Below are 24,254 nucleotides of genomic sequence, written 5' to 3'. Positions count from 1 at the left end.
TGCGGCAAGACAAAGACCTTCTATCCGATTTTGACTCCCGACGGTACCGGCGGCTATCTTACGGCAATCGGCTCGTGACTTTTTTGCCGGAATCTCGCTCAACCATATCTTCCAGCGGACGCGCTGACGCGCGCCGCTGAACCGCAACGTTGGGCGCGACATCTATGATCCTTCGCATTTTCGTCATCTTCTTATTTTTCTTTGCGGTCGATGTATCAGCTGCGTGACATCGCTGCGCGCTGTAACGTCCGGTTACGCTGCACGGTTGGACGTCCATATTCACCTGGCCGGCTAAGAAAATACGCAACAAACTGAACGCTTTGGTAATCGCAACTTTTCTCATGCAGAGCGCCAATGCATGCCAACCGTTGGCGGAGAAATATTGGGAAAATTCGCCAGCCCGAGTCAAATCAAATTTTGATAACGCTCAGTTTGTTGTGGTCGCCACCGTGATCGACGTCAGGAATGTACGCGAGGGATCTTGGATCGACCCTAACTTCAAGATGGACATCGAGCGTGCAAGGTTTCGAGTCGAGCGGACCTATAAAGGGAAATTGCGTCCCGGTGATATGTTTGAGATTGACTCAGGTTGGTCAACGTGTTCACGCGGCGTTCAAAGCCAAGATTGGATTCTGTTCGTTCCCGGAAAGACTAATCCTAAACGGGACTATCCGAAGCGATGGATCATTTATCACACCTCCTATCCAGAGGAGCCGGGAGCTGGGCTCTTCGATGCAGCCTCCGCTTCTGCAAACGCTCATTTCGGCGCTGTCTTACGCGAAATGGAAGCAGCTTGGACTCAACGGGATCGCAGCTTGACGGCGCCGGAATGTCGGATACCAAATGAAAAAGAAGATTGCTGCTATTACTTTCTGCCTCCTGGCAATTGCGACTCATCTCTATTATGTGTTTCGCACAGTCGAAGGCGTTCGTGTGTACGAAACGGTGCTGGGGACTCAATCAATTATTGAACAATACCGGTATCACAGGGCGCTCAAGTCGCTGGTCGCCGAACTGGATATTGATGCCCTGAAGTACCTGCTTAGCGCTGATTGTGGTGGCGCAGCCGGGTGCTATGATCATGGTACAACCTTGGTGGAAGTACTGCTCAAGGCAGGCGATCGCCCTTTTAGTGCATTGGTCTTCAAGCTGGACAAACAAGAATCTGAACTGTTATATAGCTATTTTGATGCGGGCTACGAATACGGAGGCTTCACTGATTCTCCGGACTGGACTACGTTCAAGAAGCACTTTCCATTGACCTTTGAGGCACTTGGGAAGCGAAGTGATGGCGCCCGCGTGGGCTCAGCCGAAACACCGGAAAGCGATCGCTGATCGAGCCGGCCGACCTAAGGTGAATGTAAAGGGAAATATGGGTCTGCAATTTGAGCGCAGGTGCGCAATGATATCTATCGTAGTAGCCGCCCTGGTCACATCCGCGGCCGCGAGTGCAGAAACAATCGCAATCACCCTGCGTGCGGATCAACTTGCTCCGGCATCCATACCAGCGATTGCAAAAATTCTTGAACGGCGATTTAAGAGCCTTGAGCCAGGCTTCTTTACTTCAGTTGAAGCACAAGTCATCGCGAACAAAATCACACTTCGCTTCGGCGGCTGGTCGCCCAGTTCAAAGCAGATCAACTACCTGACTTCAACCCATGGGAAGTTCCGGCTCATCATGGAAGGGGAATCGCGTCCCCTCGTGACCCAAGCGGATGTTGCCGATGCCCGGCCGATTTCCAGCGGTGCTCGCTCAGAACTGGCAATTCGGCTGACAGAAAGTGCAGCCGAGCGCGTGGCTGCGCTTACTCGAGGCGTGTCCGGCAAGCTTGCTCTCATTGAATGGGAAGGCCGGGTTCTGGATCGGATCCGCATTACGGGGCCCCTGTCACGCGATATGGCGCTGAGCTTCAAATCTGATGAAGATATATCGCTGGTGAGCGCAGCGCTGCGCGGAGGCGCGCTCCCGGATGAATTACGCCTTGTTCCTTTGAAGTAGGCCGGGCATCGGACGATGGACAAACTCCCTTATATTCAGCAACGCAAATGATCCTCCATTTTCCCGGGCGAGCAGCGGAGCTGCCGTTTGTGTCGCCTTCGCATATGTGCTGCAACTGCGGGCAGCGTTCCGACCTTCATCCAATTGAGGTAACGCTGAAGTACACGCGATACTTTCTGCTGGCCGGTACTGAAACCAACCTATTGCTTACGCTGCCGTTTTGTACAGGCTGCATCGGCACGGCGGATCGTTACAGGCTGGGGCTGCTCTCCAAGGCGCTCATTACCATGGGCGTCTTTTTTGTGCTGATGGGGGCGCTGATGTTCATTCCGATGAACTTCTTGCCGGATCTGGTCCGGGACAACCTGGGCCGGACGGCGGCGATTCTCGCCGTCCTCCTGATGGCGGCATACTTCCGGCTGCGGAAGCCGGATTTACCCCGAACCAGCAACGACCAGCCAATTTATTTGCGGGGTTTGAAGCGCACTTTTCGCGGTGATATCCGCAGCATCACCCTGGGGTTCAGCAATCCTGAGTATGCTGGCGAATTTCGTAAGGCGAACCAGGACTTGTGCGATAGCGGCGCCCTTGTGATACGGTCTGAAAAATGAGCGCCATGCCAATTATGACTTCATCACAGCCCCCAAGCCAGCGGCTGCATCTGATCCTGCTGGGCGTGAACGATGTAGCCGCGTCCATACGGTTCTATGAATCGCTGGGATGGCGACGCTCTCCCACGGGGAATGACGGTTTTGCGAAATTCGATTTAGGCGGCTACGCACTGTGCCTGCTCGCGCGCGACGCATTCGCCAAGGATGCTTTGTCTCCCACATCGACGGGATCGGGGTTTGCGGGGATCGGCCTGGTTTATCTGGCGCGAACTGCGGATGAAGTTCCGCGCATGTTGGAAATGGCAGTCGCGTCGGGCGGAACGTTGGTGAAGCCCGCGACCAAAACTGCCTGGGGTGTGGCCGGCTATTTCAAGGATCCAGATGGCCACCTGTTCGAAGTCAATTTTGAAGATGGTTGGGTGTTTGACGACGGCCACAGGCTGATCGTGGACAAAGTCAACTCAGCGTGACGCCGAAAGGTAGTAACGAAACGACAATTCTTTAGCATTGCTGAACTAAGCGTTTAGCGTGCCTCGCTTGTTACGAAATTCCTGGAATGCTCCAATGGGCATCCGTCGCCGCTGGCGGCGGGATGTTGCCACCCATTTGCAGCTGACAGAATGAACGTACCCTTGCATCACCGGACGGCGCTCCGGCACAAGCGCCGCATTGACGGCTTCACCTTGCTGGAATTGCTGATCGCACTGGTCATCATCGGCCTGCTGGTTGGCGTTATCGGCCCCAATCTGTTCAAAAACCTCGGTAAATCCGAGGTGACCACGGCGCGCGCCCAGATGGATTCGATTGCCAAAGCCGTGGAAGCTTATCGTCTCGATAACGGTCATTACCCGCGTCCCGACCAGGGCCTGTCTGCGCTGAACAACGCGCCGTCGGATGAGCCGAACTGGCATGGTCCGTATATGCGCAAGGGCGTGCCAAATGACCCTTGGGGCAATCCTTACCAATACCACCAACCCGGTGCCGAGGGGCGGGAGTTCGACATCATGTCGATGGGCCGCGATGGGCGGCCGGGCGGTACCGGCGACGACGCTGACCTGGTGAACTGACTTCGGCGCACCGCAATGTCGCACCTGTATCGCCTGATCACACAGGACCCGGCTGGCCGCATGGCGAGCCTGGCCCTGGCGGCCGCCTCGCCGGAGGAGGCGCGTGCCCTAGCCGCCGCGCGCGGCCTGAAGGTGCTCGGGGTGAGCGGTGCGCCGGCCAAGGCTTCCCCTTGGGAGCGCGGCCCGCGTTTCGATCTGATGCTGTTCGCGCAGGAGCTGGCTGCCTTGCTGGAAGCTGGCCTGGCCCTGACCGAGGCGATTGAAGCGCTGGCGGAGAAGGAGCTGCGGCCGCATATGAAGGCGGAGCTGGATGCCTTGCGCGATGCGCTGTACCAGGGGAATTCCCTGTCGCAGGCCATGGCGGCGCGCGGGGCGACGTTCCCGGACCTGCTGGTCGCCAGCGTGCGCGCCAGCGAGACCACCGGCGACCTGGATCGCGCGCTGGCGCGCTACATCAGCTATCAGGAACAGGTCGATGCGCTGCGCAAGCGTCTTGTTAGCGCTGCCACGTATCCGGCCATGCTGCTGGTGGCTGGCGGCGGCGTGTGCGCGTTCCTGCTTGGCTATCTGGTGCCCAAGTTCTCCCGTATTTACGATGGCCTGCATAGCGATTTGCCGTTCGCTTCGCGCCTGCTGCTGGAGTTCGGCGGCATCGTCGAGCGCCACGGCAGCCTGACGCTGGCGGCTTTGGCCGGGACGATCATCGGCCTGGCACTGCTGCTGCGCATGCCCGCCACGCGCGCGCAACTGGGCCTGTGGGCCTGGCGCAGTCCGGGGCTTGGCACCAAGCTGAAACTATTCCAGCTGGCGCGCTTTTACCGCGCGGCGGGAATGCTGTTATGCAGCGGCATCCCGCTGGTCACTACATGCGAGCGCGTGGCGGATCTGCTGCATCCCAGCCTGCGCAGCGCCCTGCTGCAGGCCGTGGGGCAACTGAAACAGGGGCATCCCCTGGGCGACACCATGGCCACGGCCGGCCTGACCACGCCGGTCGCTTTGCGCCTGATACGGGTCGGGGAGCGCAGCGGCAAGCTGGGGGAAATGCTGGAGCGCGCCGCCGCTTTCCACGACGATGAACTGGCGCGTTTCGTCGACGTGGCCACCAAGCTGATTGAACCCTTGTTGATGCTGTTCATGGGCGGCTTTATCGGTTTGATCGTAGTGCTGATGTATTTGCCGATCTTTGACCTGGCGGGAGGCATGCAATGAGCGACAACAAGCTGATATCGAGCAAGGAGCGCCCGGTGGCCAAGGTGCCGCCCCGCAAACGCCGCAGCAACCTTTTGACTCCCGCCCAGCTGCAGTGCGCGCGCGACCGCGCGCAGCAGGACGGATCGAGCCTGCAGGCCGCGCTGGCGGTGCTGGTTCGAAATACGCCGGAAATGGTCTTGGTGGCATTGTCCGAAACGCTGGGCATCCCTTTGCTGGCGCACCAGAAACTGCCCGAATTGAATCCTGACTTTACGCGCCTGCCATTTTCCGAGGCGCTGACACGGCTTTGCCTGCCGATCCTGCACAAGGGCATGCTGTTCGCCATCGTGGCCGATCCCCTGCAACCGGGTCTGATGCATTGGCTGGAACAAAAGCTGGACGGCAGCTACCAGCTGGCCTTGTGCGACGTCGATGCGCTGAAGCGCCGCTTTGCGCTACTGGAAGAGGGACAGCGCGCGATCGACGGCGTGCAGTCGCAAGGCGAAGGCAAGAAGCGCGGCGAGGTGGTCGAGGTCATCACGCTGGAGCGCATCGATGCGGAGCATAGCGCCCCGGTCAAGCTGGTGAATTCGATGCTGTACGACGCGCTGAAAAGCGGCGCCAGCGACATCCATATCGAGAGCGAGCCGGAAGGCCTGCGTATCAAGTACCGTATCGACGGCGTACTGCACGGCGCCAACCGCGTGGCCGGCAGCGAACTGGCGATGCAAGCCGTATCGCGCCTGAAGGTGATGAGCGAACTGGATATCGCCGAGCGGCGCGTGCCGCAGGATGGGCGCTTCAAAGCCGTGATCCTGGGGCGGGAGGTGGACTTCCGCGTTTCGATCATCCCCTCCATCCATGGCGAAGACGCGGTCCTGCGGGTCCTGGACAAGCAGGCCGTCGCCGGGCAGATGTCGGGCCTGACGCTGGAGAGCCTGGGCCTGGACGCCGTGACGCGGGCGCGCATCAGCGCCCTGGCGGCCGAGCCTTACGGCATGCTGCTGGTGACCGGCCCCACCGGATCCGGCAAGACCACCACGCTGTATGCGGCACTGACGGAGGTCAATACCGGCGACGACAAGATCATCACGATCGAGGATCCGGTGGAATACGAGCTGCCGGGCGTGCTGCAGATCCCCGTCAACGACAAAAAGGGCCTGACTTTTGCACGGGGCCTGCGCTCCATCCTGCGCCATGACCCGGACAAGGTAATGGTCGGCGAGATCCGGGATCCGGAGACCGCGCAGATCGCCGTGCAGGCTTCGCTGACAGGCCACCTGGTGCTGTCGACGGTGCATGCGAACTCGGTGTTCGACGTGATCAGCCGCTTCCTGCACATGGAAGTCGACCCATACAGCCTGGTGTCGGCCTTGAACGGCATCGTCGGGCAGCGCCTGGTGCGCCGCAATTGCCCTTCCTGCGCACGGCCATACCGGCCTTCGTCGGAGCTGGTCCTGCATTCGCGCGTGCAGCCTGCGGCGCTCAAGTATTTCAATTTCATGCGCGGCGCGGGCTGTTCCCATTGCCGTAACACAGGCTATGCGGGACGGATCGCCATCGCCGAAGTGCTGGAGCTGAATGACAATCTGCGCGAGCTGATCGTCAAGCAGGCGCCCATGGCGGACATCAAGGCGGCCGCGCGGGCCAACGGCACCAGGCAGCTACGCGAAGTGGCCCTGAAGGCGGTGGCGCGCGGCCAAACTACCCTGGAGGAGATCAACCGTGTCACTTTTGTCCGCTGAACGCGTGCGGCTCGCTGTGGGGGCCGAGCGTATCGACTGCGTGCGGCTGCAGGGCTGGCGCGGCACGCCGGGCGAGCCGATGTCGTGCGCCCTCGCCATGCAGGATGGGGCGCCGGATTTCAGCGAAGTGGGCGACTGGCTGGGAAAATCCGGCGGGCGGCTGGAGGTGGTCCTCTCGAACACGTGGGTGCGCTATGTGATCGTGCCATGGCAGGATGCGCTGGGTAACGAGGCGCTGGCCATGGACTTTGCGCGCGCCTTGTTCCAGCAGCAGTACGGCGATGCCAGTAACGGCTGGCGTGTCACGCTGTCGGCGTTTTACCCGCGCCGGCCGCGTGTTGCCGTCGCGGTCGATGAGCGCTGGTTTGCCGCCCTGGAAGGACTGGCGGCGCGCAGCGGCATGAAGCTGGCGGCTGTGCGCCCGGCGCTGGCCGCAGTGTTGAACCGGGTCGGCCGCGAGCTGCCGCCGAACGCCTTGCTTGCCATGGTGGAGCCGCGCCGCTTGGCATTGCTGCAGCTGGCGCAGGGGCAGTGGCACAGCGTGCATAACCGCATGCTGCCGGCCAACTGGGCGCCGCACCTGCCTGGCTTCATCACGCAGGCACGTGCCGCGCTGGGTGCGTTCAATGTGCCCCTGTTCATCATCGCACCGCAGCACGAGCGACCCGACCTGGGACTGCTGCAGGGTACCTGGCTGCGTTTGCCGCCCAGCGGTCGCTTCGATCCGCGCCGCGACCAGGTGCTGTCCATGTGCCTGGGGGTTTGAGATGCGCGCAGTGCAATTGGATTTTGTAGGCCGCGACGGCAGCCGGGTGCTTGGCCTGGCCGTCCTGCTGGCCGGTCTGGCATGCGCCCTCGGTGCGAGCTATATGTACAGCCGGGCCGATGCCGAACGCTCGATGCTGGAAGGGCAGTTATGGCGCTTGCGCGCGCCGCCCGCGCCCGTACCGAAAGGCCAGGCGGAAGCCCTGGCTGCAGCGGACCGCCTGGCATTGCAGTTTCGCCGTCCGTGGGAGCAGCTGTTCCTGACGCTGGAGGGCACGAGCATGCCCGGCGTGCGTCTGACGCAGATCCTGCCGCAGACCGCCGGCGCGCGCAGCCAGCTGCAACTGGCGGGCGAAGCGGATCGGCCCGAGGATATGTATGAGTACCTGCGCAGGTTGTCGGGCAGCGGAGAGCTGCGCGACGTGCATCTGATGCAGCAGCGCTGGGACGAACAGGCCCATATCCATCAGTTCCAGCTCGCCGCCACCTGGGAGCAGGGGCCGAAGCAGAAGGCCGCGCCATGAAGGCGTGGCTGCAATTCGGCTGGAAGCAGCTGGGACCGGCGGGGCGGATCGGCGCCTGGCTTCTGCTGGGGGCCGCGCTGCTTCTGGCCGTGCGTGTGCTGCCGGCCTGGCGCCAGGCTGCGCATCTGACGGCGGAGCTCCGCGCGGCGCGGCCGGCGAAAGCGGCGCCGCTCCCCGCAGCGCCATCCCTGGGGGACTTCTACCAGCACTTCCCTAAGCTCGAGGTGCTGCCGGACCAGCTGGCGCAGCTCGATGCCGCGGCAGACTCGGTCAAGTTGAAGATCGGCGCGGCGCAATACCAGCTGCAGCCAGTGCCTTCGCTGGCGTTGCAGCGCTACCAGGTGGTGCTCGCCATCGCCGGCGATTACGCCAGCCTGCGCGCCTTCCTGAACATGGCGATGAACGAAGCCAGTAACGCCACCTTCGATGAAACGCGCTTTGAGCGCGACGCCAAGGGGCAGCAGGTGACGGCCCATCTGCGTATCAGTTTCTACTACCAGGGGCCGCCGCCGGCGCCGGGGAAGGGTAAGTCATAAGACGTGGACGCGAGAACGAAAAAGATGGTGCTGGCACTGGCCGCCGTGCTGCTGCTGTCGGTGTGGAGCATATGGCAGGCGCCGGACGATGACGAGAGCGCTGGAGGTGCCCAGGCCGCTCCCGCTCCCGCGTCGCGCCACGAAGCTCCCGCTGTGGACATTGTGGAAATGGCGCGCGCTTCATGGCGCGGGCATTTGCGGGCGTTGGCCGGGACGCCGGTCGCAGGCGACCCCTTCGGCATGGAGCAGGCCGCACCGCCGCCGATGCCCCAGACCTCGACCCGCGCGCCGGCGGCCGGCAATCCGCGGCAGCCGCGCGCCGCCGAACCTGCGCCGGAGCTGCAGCTTCCCTACGTCTACCTGGGCAAGCTGGAGAAGGACGGCGTGCTCGATGTCTACCTCGATAACGGCAGCGCGCCGCTGGTTGCCCGTGCTGGCCAGAACCTGCCGGGCGGCTGGCGCTTCGACGGCGTCGAAGCGGGCGCGCTGGCCTTTACCCATCTGCCATCGAACCAAAAGAAGATGCTGTCCCTGAAGGTTAACCAATGAATGCCATTCCATTTCGCCTGACCCTCCTGGCCTGCTGCGCCGCCTTGCTGGGCGCCTGCAGTACCTCGTCGGAACGCAGCTTCGAACAGGCGCGCCAGATGCTGGCGGACGGCCGCAGCGAAGAAGGCCTCTCCAACCTGGAGCAACTGGTGCAAAGCGGTGGCGCCAACGACGAATACCGCAAGTACTGGCTGCGCCAGCGCGAGATCGCCACCGACCGTTTGCTGCGCAATGCCACCACGCTGGCGGCCAACCAGAAATACGACGAGGCGCAGGCAAGCTATGAAGCTGTGCTGCGCATCCAGCGCGACCACCCGCGCGCCGTGCTGGGACTGCAGGCACTGGAGCGCAGCCGGCTGCATACGGGGCAACTGGACGAAGCGGCAGCCGCCTTCCAGAAGGGCGATGCGGAGCATGCGCGCTTCCTGGTCAGGCAAGTGCTGCTGGCGGCGCCGCGCGACGCGCGTGCGCGCAAGCAGCTGGCGGAACTGGATGCGGCGCGCAACCGGCAGGACCTGTCGCCGGTTGCTATGTCGTCGGCCATGAACAAGCTGGTCAACCTGGAATTCCGCAATGCGCCGCTTCTGTCGATTTTCGACATGCTGGGGCAGAGCACCGGCATCAATTTCGTGTTCGACAGCGACGTCAAGCTCGATGGGCGCGCCACCATCCTGGCCCACGATACGCCGCTGATCGACGCACTGGGCGTGCTCCTGTCGGGCAACGGCTTGGCGCGCCGCATCCTGAATGACAATTCGATCCTGATCTACCCCGCCACGCCGAACAAGATGAAGCGGCTGGAGGCGCTGAACGTGAAAACCTTCTATCTCAATAACATCGACGCCAAAGTGGCCAGCGGTTTGATCAAGACCATTGCCCGTACCCGCGATATCCATGTCGACGAAAAAATGAACTCGGTGACCATCCGCGACACGCCGGCCGCCATCGCTATTGCCGAGAAGCTGATTGCCGCCAACGATATCGCCGATGCGGAAGTGATGCTGGAGGTTGAAGTCATGGAGGTGGCGCGCGAGAAGATGAATGACCTGGGCCTCCAATTCCCCGACACCATCGGCCTGGCGCTGCCCCTGTCGGCGGACGGCGCGCAGCTGTCGCTGAACGGGCTGAAAGGCGTCGGCCTGCGCGACATGCCGCTGCGCGTGGCCGACCCCGCCCTGGTACTGCGCATGAAGAGCACGGACGGCGATACCAATACCCTCGCCAATCCGCGCATCCGCGTCAAGAACAAGGAAAAGGCGAAGATCCATATCGGCGACCGGGTGCCCGTGATCACCACCACCACCAATCCGACTTCCGGCTCGATTGCTGAATCGGTCAACTACCTTGACGTCGGCCTGAAGCTGGACGTGGAGCCGCAGGTGTACGACGACAGCGAGGTTGGCATCAAGCTTAGCCTGGAGGTGAGCAATATCGTGAAGGAAGTGGCCAGCAAGTCCGGCCTTCTCACCTATCAGATCGGCACCCGCACCACGAATACCGCGCTGCGCCTGAAGGATGGCGAAACGCAGATCCTGGCAGGCCTGATCAAGCGCGACGAGATCGAATCGGCGCAGCGTGTGCCGGGCCTGGGGCAGTTGCCGATGCTGGGCCGCCTGTTCTCGTCGCAGCGCAGCCAGCATAGCAAGACCGAGATCGTGCTGCTGATTACCCCGCATATCCTGCGCGGCCGCGAGCTGCCTGCGGCGGAGGTCAGCGAGTTCGCCAGTGGCACCGAAGAAGATGTTGGCGGCGACCTGCTGCGACTGCCCAAGCGCGAATCGGGCGTGGCACTGCCGCCGCCGGGCGCTGCGCCAGTCGCGGCTCCGGCTCCGGCGCCGGCCGTGGAACAGTCACCGGCAGGCGCGCAGCAATGAAACCGCGTTCGGGGGGATTTACCCTGCTTGAGTTGATGGTGACGCTGTCCCTGCTGGGCATCATCGCGGGGGCAGCCATGCCGCTTTCGCAAAGGTTTGCCTTGCGTGCGAAAGAGGCGGAGTTGCGCGACAACCTGCGCGAGATCCGCAACGCGCTGGATGCCTACAAGCGCGCCACGGACGAAGGCAAGATCGAAAAGAAGCTTGGCGGCAGCGGCTACCCGGCCAACTTGCAGATCCTGGTCGCCGGGGTACCGGACCGCAGCACGCCGGACGGCAAACCATTGCAGTTCCTGCGCCGCATACCGCGCGACCCATTCTTTCCCGACCCGGCGGCTGCGCCGGAAGCCACCTGGGCGCAGCGCGCCTATGCTTCTCCCGCCGACGCGCCGCAGGCTGGGGAAGATGTTTACGATGTGATGTCCCTGAACCAGGGCACGGGGCTGAACGGGGTACCGTACCGTGAATGGTAAGACCAAGGGACGGCGCGCAACTGGATTTAGCCTGCTGGAATTGCTGGTCGCCATGGCCATCATGGCGACGCTGCTCAGCATCATCGCGCCGCGCTATATGGGCCATATCGACCGCGCCAAGGAATCTGTCCTGAAGGACGACCTGGCGACGTTCCGCCGTCTGATCGACCAATATCACAGCGACCGCGGTGCCTTCCCGGACTCGCTGGAGGAACTGGTCAGCCTGCGCTACCTGCGCGACATCCCGGTTGACCCGATCACGGACCGGCGCGACAGCTGGCTGGTGGTGGCGCCGGCTCAGGTGGCGGAACTGCCTCCTGGTGCTCCGGTCAGTGCGGAAGCGCCGCGCGGCAATGTGGCCGATGTGCGCAGCGGTGCGCCCGGCACCGGCAGCGATGGGAGGCCCTATGCGCAATGGTAGGCGGCAGCAGGGCATGGCTTACCTGTGGATGCTGGGCTTATTGGCCGTGATGGCCTTGCTGCTGGGGCGTGCGGTGGAAGTCGACCTCACGCAGGGCGAACGGCTGCGCGAGAAGCAGTTGCTGGAGGTGGGCGACGAGTACCGCCGCGCCATCGCCAGCTATGTGCAGGCGCCAGGCGCCAACGGCCATTATCCGCGCTCGCTGGAGGATCTGTTGCAGGATCCGCGCTTTCCCGTCGTGGTGCGGCATTTGCGCCGGATGCGGCCGGACCCTGAAACGGGCGGCGAATGGAGCTTGCTGCGCGGCCCGGATGGATCGCTGATCGGGGTGGCCAGCAGGTCGTCGCGCGCGCCGCACAAGCGCAGCGGCTTCGCAACCATCAATGCCGATTTCGAAGGCAAGACGACGCTGGCCGAGTGGCGCTTCACTTACCAGGCAACGGCTCCGGCAGCGGGAAGTCCAGCAAAACCCGCAGCGGCTTTTTGACCACGGTCTCCGTGCGGCATATCCCGGCCACGTCGTCGAGCCGGCATTCGGCGCCGCCGCTTCGCTCAATCACGATCTTGTATTGCTCCAGCAAAGCTTCCGCTTGCAGGCGTCCATCGGGTGCGGGCAGGAAGCGCAGCTTGCCGTCGCCTTTGCCGTCGGCCTGCAAATGCGCGGCTGCGGTGCCGCCGCCTTCGGGCCAGTACAAATCGCCGTAGCGGAAGTTCGCGGACAGTGCCGCGGCGTCCAGCGCCCTTGACGGCAGGTTGCCGGCGAACGAGAGGTAGAGCTGACGTCCGTTTTCGTTGATGTACAGGGCGCGGTAGTCCACTTTTCCGCTGCAGTCCTGGCCCGGAGGGCATTGCAGGAGCAGTCGGGTGGCGGATTGCCAGTGCTGCTGGGGGCCGGTTTCGGCGGCGCAGGCGGCCAGGCTGGCGGTCAGGAGAAGGGAGAGAAGCGGGGGGCGGTAGCGCATGGGGGAGATCTTTCTGGTTTCACGGATCAGCGGTAACGCGGGATTGGTCTGTTTCAGTCGAGTTGATGGGGCGATCCTGTGCCGGCGTTTGCCAAAACCGGCAAACCAGGGTCCGACCCAAGGGGCAGACCCGCCCTTGCCACTGATGCGGGCCAATTTTACGTTTGCTGATGTTAACGCAAAAAAAACCGGCGCAGCGGGAGGAGGCCGCCGCGCCGGTAAAAGGGCCTTACTTGATCGACTTGATGCCGGACTTGGCGGTCAGCAGCCAGTTGCTGCCGCTGGCGGCCTGGCTGACTGCGGCGCCGTCGGCGTCAGTCGTATTCAGCGCGAGGCTGCCTGCGCGGGTGGTCAGCTGGTAGCCGGTGCCGGAAGCCTTGGCGCAGAACTGCTGGCTCTGCGCGCTGGATGCCGCCGCCAGTACGACTTGCGCACCGGCGTTGCCGCCCTGGGTGTCCAGCGCCAGGCGCGAAGCCTTGCTGACGATGCTGTAGAAGCCGTCCGCGTTGCGCTGCAGGTTCCAGACTTGCACGCCGCCGTCAGGCCAGACCATGCCCGGGGCGCCTGCCACGTCGGCAGCCGGTACCAGGGACTTCTGCTGGCCGGCGGTGGCGATCAGGTAGTCGCGCGTGGTGTCCAGGGTCACGTCGCACTTCGCGCCCGGGGTGGTGCCGCCGCCGCTGGTGCCCGATTCGACCCAGTAGGACTTGATGCCGCCCCAGATGAACGGCTTCTGCTCGGTGCAGGAACCTGGCACGCAGGACTTGCCGTTGATGAAGTAGTTGGTGACTGCCGCGCCGTTGAAGAACACCTTGAAGGTGTAGTTCTTACCGCCCATCGACACCACATCGCCACCGCGGTACTTGACGGTCTGTTCGAACGGCTTGCCCGACGTGCCGCCGCCGGGAGTCGTACCGCCGCCGCCCGGGGTGGTGCCGCCGCCGGAGCCTTTCAGTACGGTGACCTTGACGTTGGCCGTGACATCCTTGCCGGCGCTGTTGGTCGCGTGCAGCACGATATTGGCCACGCCGGAGGCGCCCGCCACCGGTGTGATGGTGACCGGACGCTGGTTGCCCGCCGCGGCGCCCACTACCACGCCGGTGTTGGCGATCAGGGCGGTGTTGTCGGACTGGGCGCTGAATTTCAGGCCGGCCAGGTCGCCTGCCGGAGCCGATACGTCCAGGGTCAGCTTGCCGCTGCTGTCCTGGTCGAAGGTCAGTTCCTTGGCGCTCAGGGCGATCTTCAGTTCCACGGTGCCCACTTCACCCGGATAGGTGGCGCGCAGGGCGGCGATGTCCAGCGGGCTCAGTTGCGTGCGCTGACCCATGCGTTTCGGATCGACGGCTGGATCGACCGGTTCGATGGTCGGCTTGCCGTTGGCGGAGAAGGCCCAGGACGGATAGTGCATGACGGAGTCCAGGTCATACGGGCCGTTCAGGACCACCTGGTCCTGGCGCAGCTTGGTGAACTGGCTCTGCATGGAAGGCGAGATATTGTCGGTGTTGACCTTGACGTAGGTGTCGCGGTCCGGACGCATATGCTCGTGCATCCAGCCCAGCGAGTGCATGGTTTCGTGCGCCGCAACGCCGGACTTCTCGCAGCCGTCGCCGATCGAGATCGGCTGTTCGCCGCCCACCATGCCGGCGTAGGACCAGCAGCCGCCCGAGGAGGTGTACTTCACGTAGTTAGGCTCGTTGGTGCGCTTGACGAAGCGGATCGCCGTGGCGTCGGAGATCAGTTTCTGGCCGGCCGCGATGGCGTCCAGTTTTTTCTGCGTCAGCAGCGGGTCCAGGGTGTAGTACAGGGTGTTGTTCGGCCAATGGGTGGCCGACTTGTACACATTGTCCATCGCCACCATGGCGCTCTGCACGGCAGTCTTCTTGGTCCAGTTCTGCACGAACAGCGGAGGAATGCCGCGCGCCTGGATGTCCTTATGCTTGCCCAGCACGATGTCGCCCAGCATGGCGCGGTCGTCCACCACCTCATAGGTCAGCACCTGGTCGGTGCCCTGCACCACTGCGCTGGCGGTGACCGGACGGCGCGCCTGCGCCAGTTCCGGATTGTCGATCGGGTCGGCGAAGGCCTGTCCTGCCAGCAGGGCCGCCGCAACAGCGCCGGCCATCAACTTTAATTCGAATTTCATCAATGTCTTCCTTTGTGGTTTTTATGCGGCGCTTAGCGGGTCACGGCAATCACCGACAGACCGCTGACAGCGGCGCCTGCGGTCACCAGGATCGAGTAGGTGCCGGCTTTTGGCGCTTTCACCAGCGCGACTTCGGCGTTGCCGGATGCGGTGGAGCTGGCGTCGAAGCTGGTGGTGGTCGGCATGGTGCTGCCGGCCTTCACATAGACGTTGGCGTCGCCGTTGCCGTTACCGGTGCGCACGGCCAGGAAGCTGGCGCCGGCAGGCACGGTGACGGTGTACTGCAGGTTGCCGTTGGCGGCGATGGTCTGGCCGGTCAAAGCGACGCCGTTGGTCAGCGGTTTGGCGCTGCCGGTGTTGCCGGTGCCGCCGCCGCCCGTGGTGCCGCCGTCGCAGCTGACGCCGACCACGGAGAAGGCGCTGGTCACTTCCGCGTGCGGATAGCCCTTGTCCTTGGCTGCCTGCACTACGCCGCAAGCGCCTTCGTTAAAGGTGCTGCCCGACTTCCAGTACATGGAGTTCGCCAGCAGGAAGACTTCGAAGGCCTTGCGCGCGGTCCAGCCAGGCGTGCTGGCCAGGGTGGCGAAGGCCTTGTTGTACACGCCGCTCGAGTAGTGCACGTTCAGCGAAGAAGTGAACTTGCTGGCGTGGCCGATCGACTTGCCGTCCTGCTCCGGATTCAGCATATAACGCAGCGCCTTGCCCTGCGCCTTGACGATCTCGCCGCCGATCAGGAAAGTCGGCTTGCCGAGGAAGTATTCTTCCGCCGCCTGGGCCGCCATGTCGGAGAAAGCCTCGTTCATGCCGCCCGACATGCCGCTGTACACCAGCTTCGAATGCTGGCCGGTGAAACCGTGGCTCACTTCGTGCGCCAGCACGCCCAGCGAGACCAGCGGGTACATGCTGGTGCCGCCGTCGCCGAAGGTCATCTGGCGGCCGTCCCAGAACGCGTTCGAATAGTTGTTGCTGTAGTGGACGCGCACCGACAGCTTCTGCTCGATCGGACGCACGCCGTACCAGTCGCGGTACATATTGAACAGCACATTGCCGTAGCCCTGGCCGTCGTTCTCAGGCGAGAAGGCGCCGTTGATCGGGCGCAGGTCGTTGTTCGGCATGCCGGTGGTCGGGCAGCTGGCCAGCTTGAACGGCGTGGTCACAGCGGCCGTGCCGTTCTGCATGTCGATGGTCATGACGTTGGCGCTGTCGTAGCTGCAGTCGTCCATGATTTGCAGCGGCTTGAACTCCTTGCCGTAGTGGTAGGCGCCGGTCTTTTCGTTGCCGCCGATGCCGGTGGCGTCGCGGTGCTGCAGGTTATCCCACTGCTGCAGGATGGCGCCGCTGTTGGCGTCGAAAATGTAGGTCGGGCGAGATGGCGCGTCGCCGTGCAGGAAGACGGAAGCGATGTAGATGAATTGGGCGCGGCCGTTCTTGTCCAGCTGGACGTACAGTTCGATGTCGTCGTGTTCGGCCTTGGCGGTGTCGCCGCCCTGGCTGCGCACTTGCGCCAGCAGCAGGCGGCGCGCGTCGGCTTTGGACAGCTTAGGCTTCCCCTGCGGCAGATCGGCGTCCAGGCCTTCCAGCAAGGTGCCGCTGACGAAGTTGGTGCCGGCATCGCCGAAGGTGCCGTGGCGGTCCGGCGACTGCTCGGCCACGACCGGGGATTCGCCCCATACCGGGACATTGTGGAAGAATTGCTGGAAGCGTACCTTGCGCTTGCCGTCCGCCGTCATGAAGGCGGAATTGGTCGGGCGCACATCAGCGCTGCCCACGGCGTCGCGCTGCACGCCCTTGGACAGGTCAACACGGGTGGCGGCAAACGCCGGGTTGATACTCAGTACGGCACACGTTAACGCCGCCAGGCGGAATTGCCGGCGGTAGAGTCTCTGTTTCATGTCTTGTCCTTGTAAATGACTTCACCAGAAGCCGGACGACATTCAAACATTTGTGTTTCTTAGCGGCAATTAGTGCACGCTACATTGACTCCTTAGTAACGCTACACAATGCCGATCGACGGCGGGCGTCAGGCGGCATCCGGCGGCAGGCCGAGCGAGTGGGCCAGTGCCGCCGTTTCGGGGGAGGGTTGCTGATTGAGGACGATCGACAGGACTTCGCGGCAGCGGCGGTAGATGGCGAACGCCGCAGCCGGATCGCGGCGCGCCTGGGCGCAGCGCATCAAGCCGCGGTAGGCCGCTTCCGCCAGCGGTTCGGCTTCGTTGGCGCGCGCATAAACATCGTGCGCCAGCGGCCATTCCTGCCGCGCCTCCAGGCGCTGGCCAAGCGCGTCGGCCGCGTGCAGGAAGCGGTTGCGGCAGCGGTCGCGCGTGGGGCGCAGGCAGAAGGCGTCGTCGCCTTCGCAGAAGGGACCGCGATACAATTCCAGCAGCTCGTCGGCGCAGGCGCGCAGGTCCGCCAGCGGCGCCTGCGGCGGCAGGCTGTCGATGCGGTCGCACAGCGCGAGCAGCGCATCGACGTCGGACCAGACCTGCAGGCGGTCCAGGCTGGCCTTGGCGCCGGAGACCAGGATCGCCGCGTCATTCCCGAGCAGCTTGCGCAGCCGGTGGATGGCGGCATTCAGCGCCGCCTTGGGCGCCGCCACGTCCGACCACAGCTGCATCAGCATGGAGAGGGGACGCCCGGCCTCGCCGCTGCCCAGCAGGGCCTTCAACAGCAGCAAGGGGCGCTGCTGCGTCTTGCCGCCCGCCGTCAGGGGCGCGCCGTTCAGCGCCACGCTGAAGTGGCCCAGGGTGCGCACGGCAACCGGCCATGGCCAGTGCCGCACCGCGCGCGCCGGCGCCGGCAGGTTTTGGCGGCGGATGATCTGCAGCACATGCTCGACTTCGATATCCATGCTGAGCGCCAGCGCGGCGATCTCGCTGGCCAGCTGCGGCAGGCGTACGTAGAAGCCGTGGTGGCGGCCCGCGCGATGCGCCTGCATGGCAGGACGCATCAGCGCTTCCGCCTCCTGCCGGTCGCCGCGCCGCGCGCAGGCATAGGCGCGCAGGAAGCTCAGCCCCAGCTGCGACACCATCTGGTCCAGGCCATAGGCGTCCGCGATGGCGCGCTGCGACCAGCGCTCGGCCGCGTCGAACTCGCCTTGCAGCGCGTAGTGGCCGGCGATCAGGCGCTCGAAGCGGGCCCGCTCCAGCGCGCTGGTGGCCTGGTTGTCGGTGCCGCGCTCAAAACCGTCCAGCAGCAGCTGCAGGCCGCAGGCGGCGTCGCCGCTTTGACGCAGGTATTCCCCTTCCAGCATGGCCAGGCGCGACGTCTTGTAAGGCGTCAGCGGCAGCAAGTGCTGCTTGGTCTGGCGCAGCCAGTCGCCGGCCGGCTCCAGTTGATGCAGCGCCAGGTGGACCAGGGTGTTGAAGTAGGTGATATTCAGGCGCCAGCGATCCAGCCCGTATTCGTCGACCAGCTTGCGGTTGAATTCGAACAGCTCGCGCGCTGCTTGCAGGTCGCCGTCCAGGTTCAGCATGCGGAAGGCCGCCCACTGCACCGCATGCAGCCGGGCGTAGGGATTGGCCGCCGCGTTGTGCATATTCTGGCGCAGCGCGGCCAGCAGGATCGCTTCCATATCGGGCGCCAGGGCGATCCAGTGCGATGCCAGCAGCACGATGCCGATGACGTCGAGCACGCGGCCGTAATCCTCGATCTGGCGCAGGGCGTTGGCGCAGGACTCCACGGCGGCGCCGAACACGCGCGGGTCGGGCGCCTCGCCGCTGGAGATCAGGGCCAGGATAAGGCGCGACTGGATGCGCACCGAAATCTCCAGGTCGATCCCGTCCGCATCGACCTGCGCCAGCCCGGCCAGCATCACGCCGATCCAGTGCGACATGGTGTCGGAATCGCGCCAGCCATACTGGAAGTAGGAATTGTCGACCAGGGTGGCAGCGGACATCAGCCGCCATTGCACATCGGCCTGGGCGGCAAACACGGCTTCCGCGCGCACCAGCATCGGGCGGGCGCGCTGCGGGTCCACGGGATTGAGCATGACGCCTTGCCAGAACCACAGGCGCGGATAATTTTCGACCACCGCCTGCGGCACCCAGCTATGCCAATGCAGCCAGGACTGGGCGCGGCCGGTGCCCATCATCTCGTAGGCATGCTCCAGCAGCACCGCCACCAGCGCATCGAAGGCGCCGCTGTCCCGGTACAGCTGCAGCGCTTCCTCCGTGCGGCCTTGCCGGTCCAGGATACGCGCCGCGCGCGCCAGCAAGGCCTGGCGCTCCGCCTGCGGCAGCTGCTGCTGCGCGGCGTGTTGCAGGAAGTCGCGGAACAGGGCATGGAAGTGGTAGGTCGGCAGCGCTCCGCCGCGCCGTTCGATGAACAGGCGATTGCGGTACAGGTGGTCCAAGGTCTGGCGGATGGAGGGATCCTGGCTTAGATGTTCCGCGTCGTCCGCCGACACGGCCGGCAGGCAGGACAGCATCATCAGGTGGCGTTGCACCGCCGCCGGTGCGCGCTCGAAGATTTCGCCGGCCAGGTAGCGGAAGATGGCGTCGTGCCCCTCCAGCGCAGGGATGGCGGTGCCATTCTCGCGCGCCGCATGGTCGCGCATGATCACGATGCCGGCGGCCCAGCCGTCGGCGCGCTCCAGCCATGCGGGATCGAGCGGCATGCCGTCGGCACTGGCCAGTGCGCGCGCCTCATCGGCGTTGAAGCGTAGGGTTTCCCACGCCAGCGTGGCGAGGCTGGCGTCAAGCTCAAAGCGCGCCAGACGCGCCGGCGGTGCGTGGCGGCTCAGGGCCAGCACGCAGATGCCCGCCGGGATTTCGCTGCACGCGATTTCGAACAGCTGGCCCCAATGCTCCCAAGCGAATTCCTGCACATTGTCGAACACCAGTACGCTGCCCGGCGCCAGTTGCGCGAAATAGGCACGGAAAAAGATGCGTGCAAAGCGGGGAACGTCGCCGCTTAACTCCGGCTGCAGCGAGGGCAGGCCGGCGCCGCGTTCGCCGAGCATCTGCGCCAGGTAAAAAAATAGCGAGGCCGGATCGGCGTCGCCATTGTCGAACTGATACCACAGCGGGACTTGTCCAAGGTGCTGCAGGTAGCCGGCCGCCAGGGTTGTCTTGCCGGCGCCGCCCGGCGCCGTCAGCCAGACCAGCTTGTGCCGCAGGCGCATGGCGTCCAGCAGTTTGAACAGGCGCGGGCGCGGCAGAGCCTCATGCATGTCTGGGCATGACAGTTTAACAACGTTCAAGACGTGGTCAGCAGGTCGCATGGGCAAGAGTGGTGCAATTTGGCAACATTTTATAACTTTTTGAACGATAGCCAGAATCCGTAAACGATCCGCATATTGATTTCCAGCAAACTCGCGCACCGACTCCTACTCATTATTCCACCAACCCGACGGCAGGCAAGCTATGGAAAGTATGAAGAACTTCAGTGAGATCCAATCACTGCGCATTTTTGTCGCGATTGTCGACGCACGGGGTATGGGGACGGCCGCGCGCCAGCTGGGACAAACCTCATCGGCGTTGTCGCAACGCCTGCGCCAGTTCGAAGGTCGCCTGGGCACCAAGCTGCTGCACCGGAGCACGCGCCGGCTGCAGCTAACGGAGGAGGGCACCCTGGTATATGAGCGCGGCAAACGCATCCTCGGCGACCTGGACGCGCTGCAGCGCGAGCTGCACCAGCAGCACGAATCGCTGGCGGGGCCCTTGCGTGTATTCGGCCCGCCGGGCTTCGGGCGCCAATACCTTTCCAGCATGGTGGCGGAATTCCATGACCTGCATCCCGAAGTGGACATCACCCTGACGCTGGCCGACCGCCTGTCGGCGCATGCGCATGACCGCTTCGACCTGGTGGTGCATATTGGCGCCATGCCGGCCACCAGTTCCGCCGTCTACAAGGTGGCGCCCAACGCGCGCTACTTATGCGCGGCTCCTTCCTATCTCAAGACCGCACCGCCGCTGGAGCATCCCGCCGACCTGCTGCATCATCGCTGCATCATCCTGCGCGAGAACGATGAAGACGCGACGCTGTGGCAGTTCCACCAGGATGGACATATGGAACGCGTGCGCGTGGCAGGGACCTTCAGCAGCAATGACGGCGAAGTGACCAAGCAGTGGGCCGTGGCTGGAAAAGGGCTGATCATCCGCTCGGAATGGAGCGTGCGTGATAGCTTGATGCGCGGTGAGCTGGTGCGGGTAATGCCGGACTGGCATTGTCCTGATGCCGATATCCTTGCCATCGTGCCGCATCGTGACGGGATTCCTGTTCGGGTTCGGCGCTTCTTCGAATTCCTCCGGGCGCGCTTCAATCCTGTGCAGCCTTGGTCATGTACGCCCTGATCGCGTAAGTGGGGCAAGGCACGGAGAAAAGGGCGATCTTTCGTCGTGTTAAAATTTGCGAAAACGTCAATTTGACGTCGACTTTCGTCTGGCCGTTCCTTGTACTTGACTGTCATCTCCGCCACTTCGCATGGCTGCGCGCTCCAGCCGCCAGATATCGCACACATTAGCCCAAGCGCAAAGTATGTCGCCACTTCTTACTATGGTTGTATTCGTTGGCCTGCCGGTGCGAATTATTCTCGATGTTGCGAGTTCGTTCCGGCCGCACCCTTCGTTTAATGCCGCGTATGCATCCCTGTTTGTCATCTTCGGCGTTGCGGCACTGTTTTCAAACGATCGCTTCGAATTTGGCTTGCTCAGTCTGGGACTGGCGGTCTGGTATTTGTACCGGCTTATCGTGTCTGGCGTACGACGCAGTGACTAATTGCATGCACAAGCTCGCTTTTGCGAAAGGCCGCCATTCAAGCGTCGAAGCTCCAACCGGCGCCTGACAGCGCCGCAGATCAGCCACGTTAGCCTATTCACACCATCCATCTACCGGAGCAACATCCCATGAATTCCTCGCACGAACCCATCGCTGAGCGCATCGGCCACATTGGCGGCATCGAATCTCTAGTGCTCGATGGGCAGACCTATTTCTTTGGTTTCGACTATTCGAATGATTTGGTGGTTTCGCCCCTGCTCGACAGCATTGATGTAATGGCACAATTCGCCCACCACTATATGGAGCAGCTCGACGGCACTCACGACGCGGCGTATTGGCGTGACCTGGCCCAGGAAAGTATCGCGTATTCGGAGTTATGTTCCGAGTTGGAAGATCGCAGCTTCAGCAGTACACAGCTGGCTGCCACTGCCGCCCTCATTGCACAAGCCGCTCAAGATGGGTACAGTGTTAGCGGACTGAATATTGAATATCATTTGCTTTATTTGCTGAGTGCTGCGGGGGGCTGGGCTGAGCCAAGTATCGACGATATTGAGACATTCATTGCTCAACTGACGGGCCAGGAAACACCGCAGTCAAATCAAAGTCTTGGCGCTGTCGCCAACGAACTTCACGGTGCACTGCGTCAGCTTGTCAGCGCCGCGCCCGGAAACTGGGCAACAAAGTTCGCCACGCTGCATGGTGACTAGGATTGCATTCAACCCGGAGTCTTAGGACGCCGCTTATCATTAGAATAGGTCCCAGTGGAAAAATTTTCGCTTTGGCTCGAGTTCGAGGAGTACGCCGGAGCCTTCCCGGGTCCGCAGGACGACCCAGCGTGCGACTTTTGCAATATCCATATTTGCTTGGATTCAGTGATGTATGCGGCGAACGTGTGGACATTTACTTTCCTTGAACAGGCGCGCAGCAGGACCATGACGGGCGCGGCTTCGGATACTCGGGCGCAATGGCTATTACCACCGGACTTGCTGGTCGAAACTCTAGACCGCGCAACCATTACCCTAGCCGTCAGGGAGCTAATAGCTGATGATCGCTTGCCCGAGAGTTGGCTGGTATCTGACACGTGAATTTCAACGCTTGCGGCTAGCGAAGCGTTCTGATCATTACCTTTAACGCTAGATGACTCATCTTGAAAACTCCGAAATCTTCTTTGGCCCGAGCCCAAAGAAGGGGATATTGCTCCTCGCAATTAGCTGCGCCTTCGTTGCTATCGGCTTCTTCATGCGACGTGATCAGCCCATGATGGGCTGGTTCGTCATGTGCTTCTTTGGCCTAGGTGTCCCGGTATCCCTGGCTATGCTTCTGCCGGGACTCACCTATCTCAAACTGGATCACGCCGGATTTGAGATCTGTAGTCTTGGCCGACGGCACAAGACCGCTTGGTGCGACATCAGAGACCTCCAGCTTGTCTCCGTTCACGGCAACCAAATGGTCGGATTCAACTACGTTGCCACGTACTCGCGCTTCAAAGCCGGACGCGCAGTGGCATCGGCGCTTTCCGGGGTAGAGGGAGCGGTTCAAAATCAGTTCAGAGTCTCGACTAAAGAGCTCCTTGAAGTTATGAAAGCCTGGCATGCACGCTATTGCCACCCAGCCAACTGACATGCTCGATCAGCGTGTTACCTTGACCAAGCGTAAGAGCGGGGCTCTGGAAAGGAAGCTTCAGGGAGCCCCGGCTAAGCTCCAGGGTCTGCTCTTTTTACAGCGGATGCCTGAACGTGCCGCTGATCAGACACGCAAGGGTTCTGCTCGTTGAAAACCGTCCTCGACCTATACAACGCGGTGAGATCGAAATTCCCGGCCATTCGTAAAAAGGCGGACACGATTCATGTTCGCCAATGGGGGGAAATCGATTCTGAGTTCGCATATTCGTGGTTCGAGAGCTTGGCTAACGCACTTAACGCAGAGATGAATCGACAAGTCGAATTCAAGGTATATGAACCGCTCTTCGTTTACTTCGGCCATGTTCTCCAAAACGCCAGCGAAGAAGTTTATCGATGCATCGATGTAGCCTTTGTCGAGAACCTCTTCTGGCAAGTGTCCAGCGCCAAGTGCGCCGCTTACTGGCCACAATTGCCACCTGCCATCCGCGAGCTATACCTTGGCTTCCACCACCGGGAACCCTAGGCTGTCATTAAAGCGGAATGGATTTTCTGTACGCCGAATGCCGCAGGTAGCGCGGTGGTTGCAAAATATTTAGGGATGATAAATATGCGCTCTAGCCATCAGCTCCAGATGACGATAAAAACTTAAGACCAAGAATTCATGATGCCAGATTCAGCAACAACTCCACGGTGCCCAAATTGTGGCTTTACAGTGTTCACAAACCGCTATCCCAAGTGCGAAAATTGTGGTTTGCAATTGCCGACGGGCTTAGTTCTCTCGGGCGAAGAACTTAGGGCCATCTTGGCTAAAGAACGCGAAGAAGCCATACTGGCCAATGAAGAAGCTCAACGAAAAAGAGCTAAAGAAAACGACCCCAGCTTTTATCCCCACATAAGCATTGACCTTGATTCCGGCGGTGGCAATCTTGACTCTGAATGTGGGGGAAGTCATGACTGCTAGCAGGCTGCTGAAATACCTCCGAAACACACCCAGTTTGGACATGAGTCAGGGTGCCTTTACCCTTGAACATGTCGAAAAAATCGCTTGTAGCTCG

Annotated in this window: 26 protein-coding genes; 20 read left to right on the top strand and 6 right to left on the bottom strand. The window is 62.5% G+C overall.

Translation table 11 applies throughout. From position 1 onward, the window contains the following. Nucleotides 1-58: 58 nt before the first annotated feature. Entirely contained in the window at nt 59-343 is a 285-nt protein-coding gene (locus tag H597_RS34790) for a hypothetical protein (RefSeq protein ID WP_154668064.1), read from the bottom strand. Nucleotides 344-843: 500 nt separating this feature from the next. Between H597_RS34790 and H597_RS0111535 the strand changes: the two genes are divergently transcribed. The 15 genes from H597_RS0111535 (at nt 844) to H597_RS0111465 (ending at nt 12,242) form a co-directional block, all read left to right on the top strand. Further along, nucleotides 844-1,335: a hypothetical protein gene (locus H597_RS0111535; protein WP_028102281.1), complete on the top strand. Its 492-nt coding sequence runs from the start codon at nt 844-846 to the stop codon at nt 1,333-1,335. Nucleotides 1,336-1,402: 67 nt separating this feature from the next. Beyond that, nucleotides 1,403-1,999: a hypothetical protein gene (locus tag H597_RS0111530; RefSeq protein WP_028102280.1), complete on the top strand. Its 597-nt coding sequence runs from the start codon at nt 1,403-1,405 to the stop codon at nt 1,997-1,999. Between the two features lie 47 nt (nt 2,000-2,046). Next, nucleotides 2,047-2,610, top strand: coding sequence for a hypothetical protein (locus H597_RS0111525; RefSeq protein ID WP_028102279.1), 564 nt, complete (start codon nt 2,047-2,049; stop codon nt 2,608-2,610). A 5-nt stretch (nt 2,611-2,615) separates the two neighbouring features. Next, the gene (locus H597_RS0111520; RefSeq protein ID WP_211232035.1) at nt 2,616-3,080 is read left to right on the top strand and encodes a VOC family protein; all 465 of its coding nucleotides are present in this window, start codon (nt 2,616-2,618) and stop codon (nt 3,078-3,080) included. 150 nt (nt 3,081-3,230) lie between these two features. Then, a complete protein-coding gene (gspG, locus tag H597_RS0111515; RefSeq protein ID WP_051293712.1) occupies nt 3,231-3,677 on the top strand; it encodes a type II secretion system major pseudopilin GspG in 447 nt (148 codons plus the stop codon). A 15-nt stretch (nt 3,678-3,692) separates the two neighbouring features. After that, entirely contained in the window at nt 3,693-4,886 is a 1,194-nt protein-coding gene (locus H597_RS0111510; RefSeq protein WP_035373922.1) for a type II secretion system F family protein, read from the top strand. Next, nucleotides 4,883-6,613 (top strand): GspE/PulE family protein, encoded by a 1,731-nt coding sequence (locus H597_RS0111505; RefSeq protein WP_154668063.1) that lies wholly within the window; start codon nt 4,883-4,885, stop codon nt 6,611-6,613. Before H597_RS0111510 ends, H597_RS0111505 begins: the two co-directional genes overlap by 4 nt. Continuing rightward, nucleotides 6,594-7,379 (top strand): hypothetical protein, encoded by a 786-nt coding sequence (locus H597_RS0111500; protein WP_154668062.1) that lies wholly within the window; start codon nt 6,594-6,596, stop codon nt 7,377-7,379. Before H597_RS0111505 ends, H597_RS0111500 begins: the two co-directional genes overlap by 20 nt. Nucleotides 7,380-7,395: 16 nt before the next feature. Further along, nucleotides 7,396-7,902: a PilN family protein gene (locus H597_RS0111495; RefSeq protein ID WP_154668061.1), complete on the top strand. Its 507-nt coding sequence runs from the start codon at nt 7,396-7,398 to the stop codon at nt 7,900-7,902. Then, a complete protein-coding gene (locus H597_RS0111490) occupies nt 7,899-8,438 on the top strand; it encodes a hypothetical protein (RefSeq protein WP_028102272.1) in 540 nt (179 codons plus the stop codon). The genes H597_RS0111495 and H597_RS0111490 overlap by 4 nt, the downstream gene beginning before the upstream one ends. A gap of 3 nt (nt 8,439-8,441) precedes the next feature. Next, a complete protein-coding gene (locus H597_RS0111485) occupies nt 8,442-8,987 on the top strand; it encodes a hypothetical protein (RefSeq protein WP_154668060.1) in 546 nt (181 codons plus the stop codon). After that, nucleotides 8,984-10,861, top strand: a complete 1,878-nt coding sequence (locus tag H597_RS30595; RefSeq protein WP_035373919.1) for a secretin GspD/PilQ domain-containing protein — start codon at nt 8,984-8,986, stop codon at nt 10,859-10,861. The genes H597_RS0111485 and H597_RS30595 overlap by 4 nt, the downstream gene beginning before the upstream one ends. Then, nucleotides 10,858-11,334, top strand: a complete 477-nt coding sequence (locus tag H597_RS0111475) for a type II secretion system protein (RefSeq protein ID WP_028102270.1) — start codon at nt 10,858-10,860, stop codon at nt 11,332-11,334. The genes H597_RS30595 and H597_RS0111475 overlap by 4 nt, the downstream gene beginning before the upstream one ends. After that, nucleotides 11,324-11,755: a type II secretion system protein gene (locus H597_RS0111470; protein WP_028102269.1), complete on the top strand. Its 432-nt coding sequence runs from the start codon at nt 11,324-11,326 to the stop codon at nt 11,753-11,755. The genes H597_RS0111475 and H597_RS0111470 overlap by 11 nt, the downstream gene beginning before the upstream one ends. Then, on the top strand, nt 11,742-12,242 hold the full coding sequence (locus H597_RS0111465) for a type II secretion system protein (RefSeq protein ID WP_154668059.1): 501 nt from the start codon (nt 11,742-11,744) through the stop codon (nt 12,240-12,242). The genes H597_RS0111470 and H597_RS0111465 overlap by 14 nt, the downstream gene beginning before the upstream one ends. Here H597_RS0111465 and H597_RS0111460 read toward each other — a convergent pair. The 4 genes from H597_RS0111460 to H597_RS0111445 form a co-directional block, all read right to left on the bottom strand. After that, nucleotides 12,181-12,717, bottom strand: coding sequence for a hypothetical protein (locus H597_RS0111460; protein ID WP_028102267.1), 537 nt, complete (start codon nt 12,715-12,717; stop codon nt 12,181-12,183). The two genes, H597_RS0111465 and H597_RS0111460, sit on opposite strands and share 62 nt — an antisense overlap. 229 nt (nt 12,718-12,946) lie before the next feature. Continuing rightward, nucleotides 12,947-14,860, bottom strand: a complete 1,914-nt coding sequence (locus H597_RS33250) for a M12 family metallopeptidase (protein ID WP_051293710.1) — start codon at nt 14,858-14,860, stop codon at nt 12,947-12,949. Between the two features lie 32 nt (nt 14,861-14,892). Further along, nucleotides 14,893-16,752: a M4 family metallopeptidase gene (locus H597_RS0111450; protein WP_051293709.1), complete on the bottom strand. Its 1,860-nt coding sequence runs from the start codon at nt 16,750-16,752 to the stop codon at nt 14,893-14,895. Between the two features lie 128 nt (nt 16,753-16,880). Then, the gene (locus H597_RS0111445) at nt 16,881-20,030 is read right to left on the bottom strand and encodes a winged helix-turn-helix domain-containing protein (protein WP_028102265.1); all 3,150 of its coding nucleotides are present in this window, start codon (nt 20,028-20,030) and stop codon (nt 16,881-16,883) included. A gap of 202 nt (nt 20,031-20,232) precedes the next feature. On the opposite strand from H597_RS0111445, the gene H597_RS0111440 reads away from it, so the two are divergent. The 5 genes from H597_RS0111440 (at nt 20,233) to H597_RS0111415 (ending at nt 23,722) form a co-directional block, all read left to right on the top strand. Next, nucleotides 20,233-21,153, top strand: a complete 921-nt coding sequence (locus H597_RS0111440) for a LysR family transcriptional regulator (protein WP_028102264.1) — start codon at nt 20,233-20,235, stop codon at nt 21,151-21,153. A gap of 130 nt (nt 21,154-21,283) precedes the next feature. Beyond that, the gene (locus tag H597_RS34785; protein ID WP_154668058.1) at nt 21,284-21,577 is read left to right on the top strand and encodes a hypothetical protein; all 294 of its coding nucleotides are present in this window, start codon (nt 21,284-21,286) and stop codon (nt 21,575-21,577) included. Nucleotides 21,578-21,705: 128 nt separating this feature from the next. Next, nucleotides 21,706-22,284, top strand: a complete 579-nt coding sequence (locus tag H597_RS30585; RefSeq protein ID WP_051293708.1) for a hypothetical protein — start codon at nt 21,706-21,708, stop codon at nt 22,282-22,284. 430 nt (nt 22,285-22,714) lie between these two features. Further along, nucleotides 22,715-23,197, top strand: coding sequence for a hypothetical protein (locus H597_RS0111425; protein ID WP_028102262.1), 483 nt, complete (start codon nt 22,715-22,717; stop codon nt 23,195-23,197). 150 nt (nt 23,198-23,347) lie between these two features. Then, complete coding sequence (locus tag H597_RS0111415; RefSeq protein ID WP_028102260.1) at nt 23,348-23,722, top strand: DUF7674 family protein; 375 nt, start codon at nt 23,348-23,350, stop codon at nt 23,720-23,722. A gap of 246 nt (nt 23,723-23,968) precedes the next feature. On the opposite strand, the gene H597_RS0111410 is transcribed toward H597_RS0111415, so the two are convergent. Then, the gene (locus H597_RS0111410) at nt 23,969-24,202 is read right to left on the bottom strand and encodes a hypothetical protein (protein ID WP_028102259.1); all 234 of its coding nucleotides are present in this window, start codon (nt 24,200-24,202) and stop codon (nt 23,969-23,971) included. Nucleotides 24,203-24,254 lie beyond the last annotated feature (52 nt).

The sequence above is a fragment of the Pseudoduganella violaceinigra DSM 15887 genome, assembly GCF_000425385.1.
GTDB classification, from domain to species: domain Bacteria; phylum Pseudomonadota; class Gammaproteobacteria; order Burkholderiales; family Burkholderiaceae_D; genus Rugamonas; species Rugamonas violaceinigra.
The sequence above is the reverse complement of the archived record's forward strand: the minus strand, read 5'-3'. Positions and strand labels throughout refer to the sequence as shown.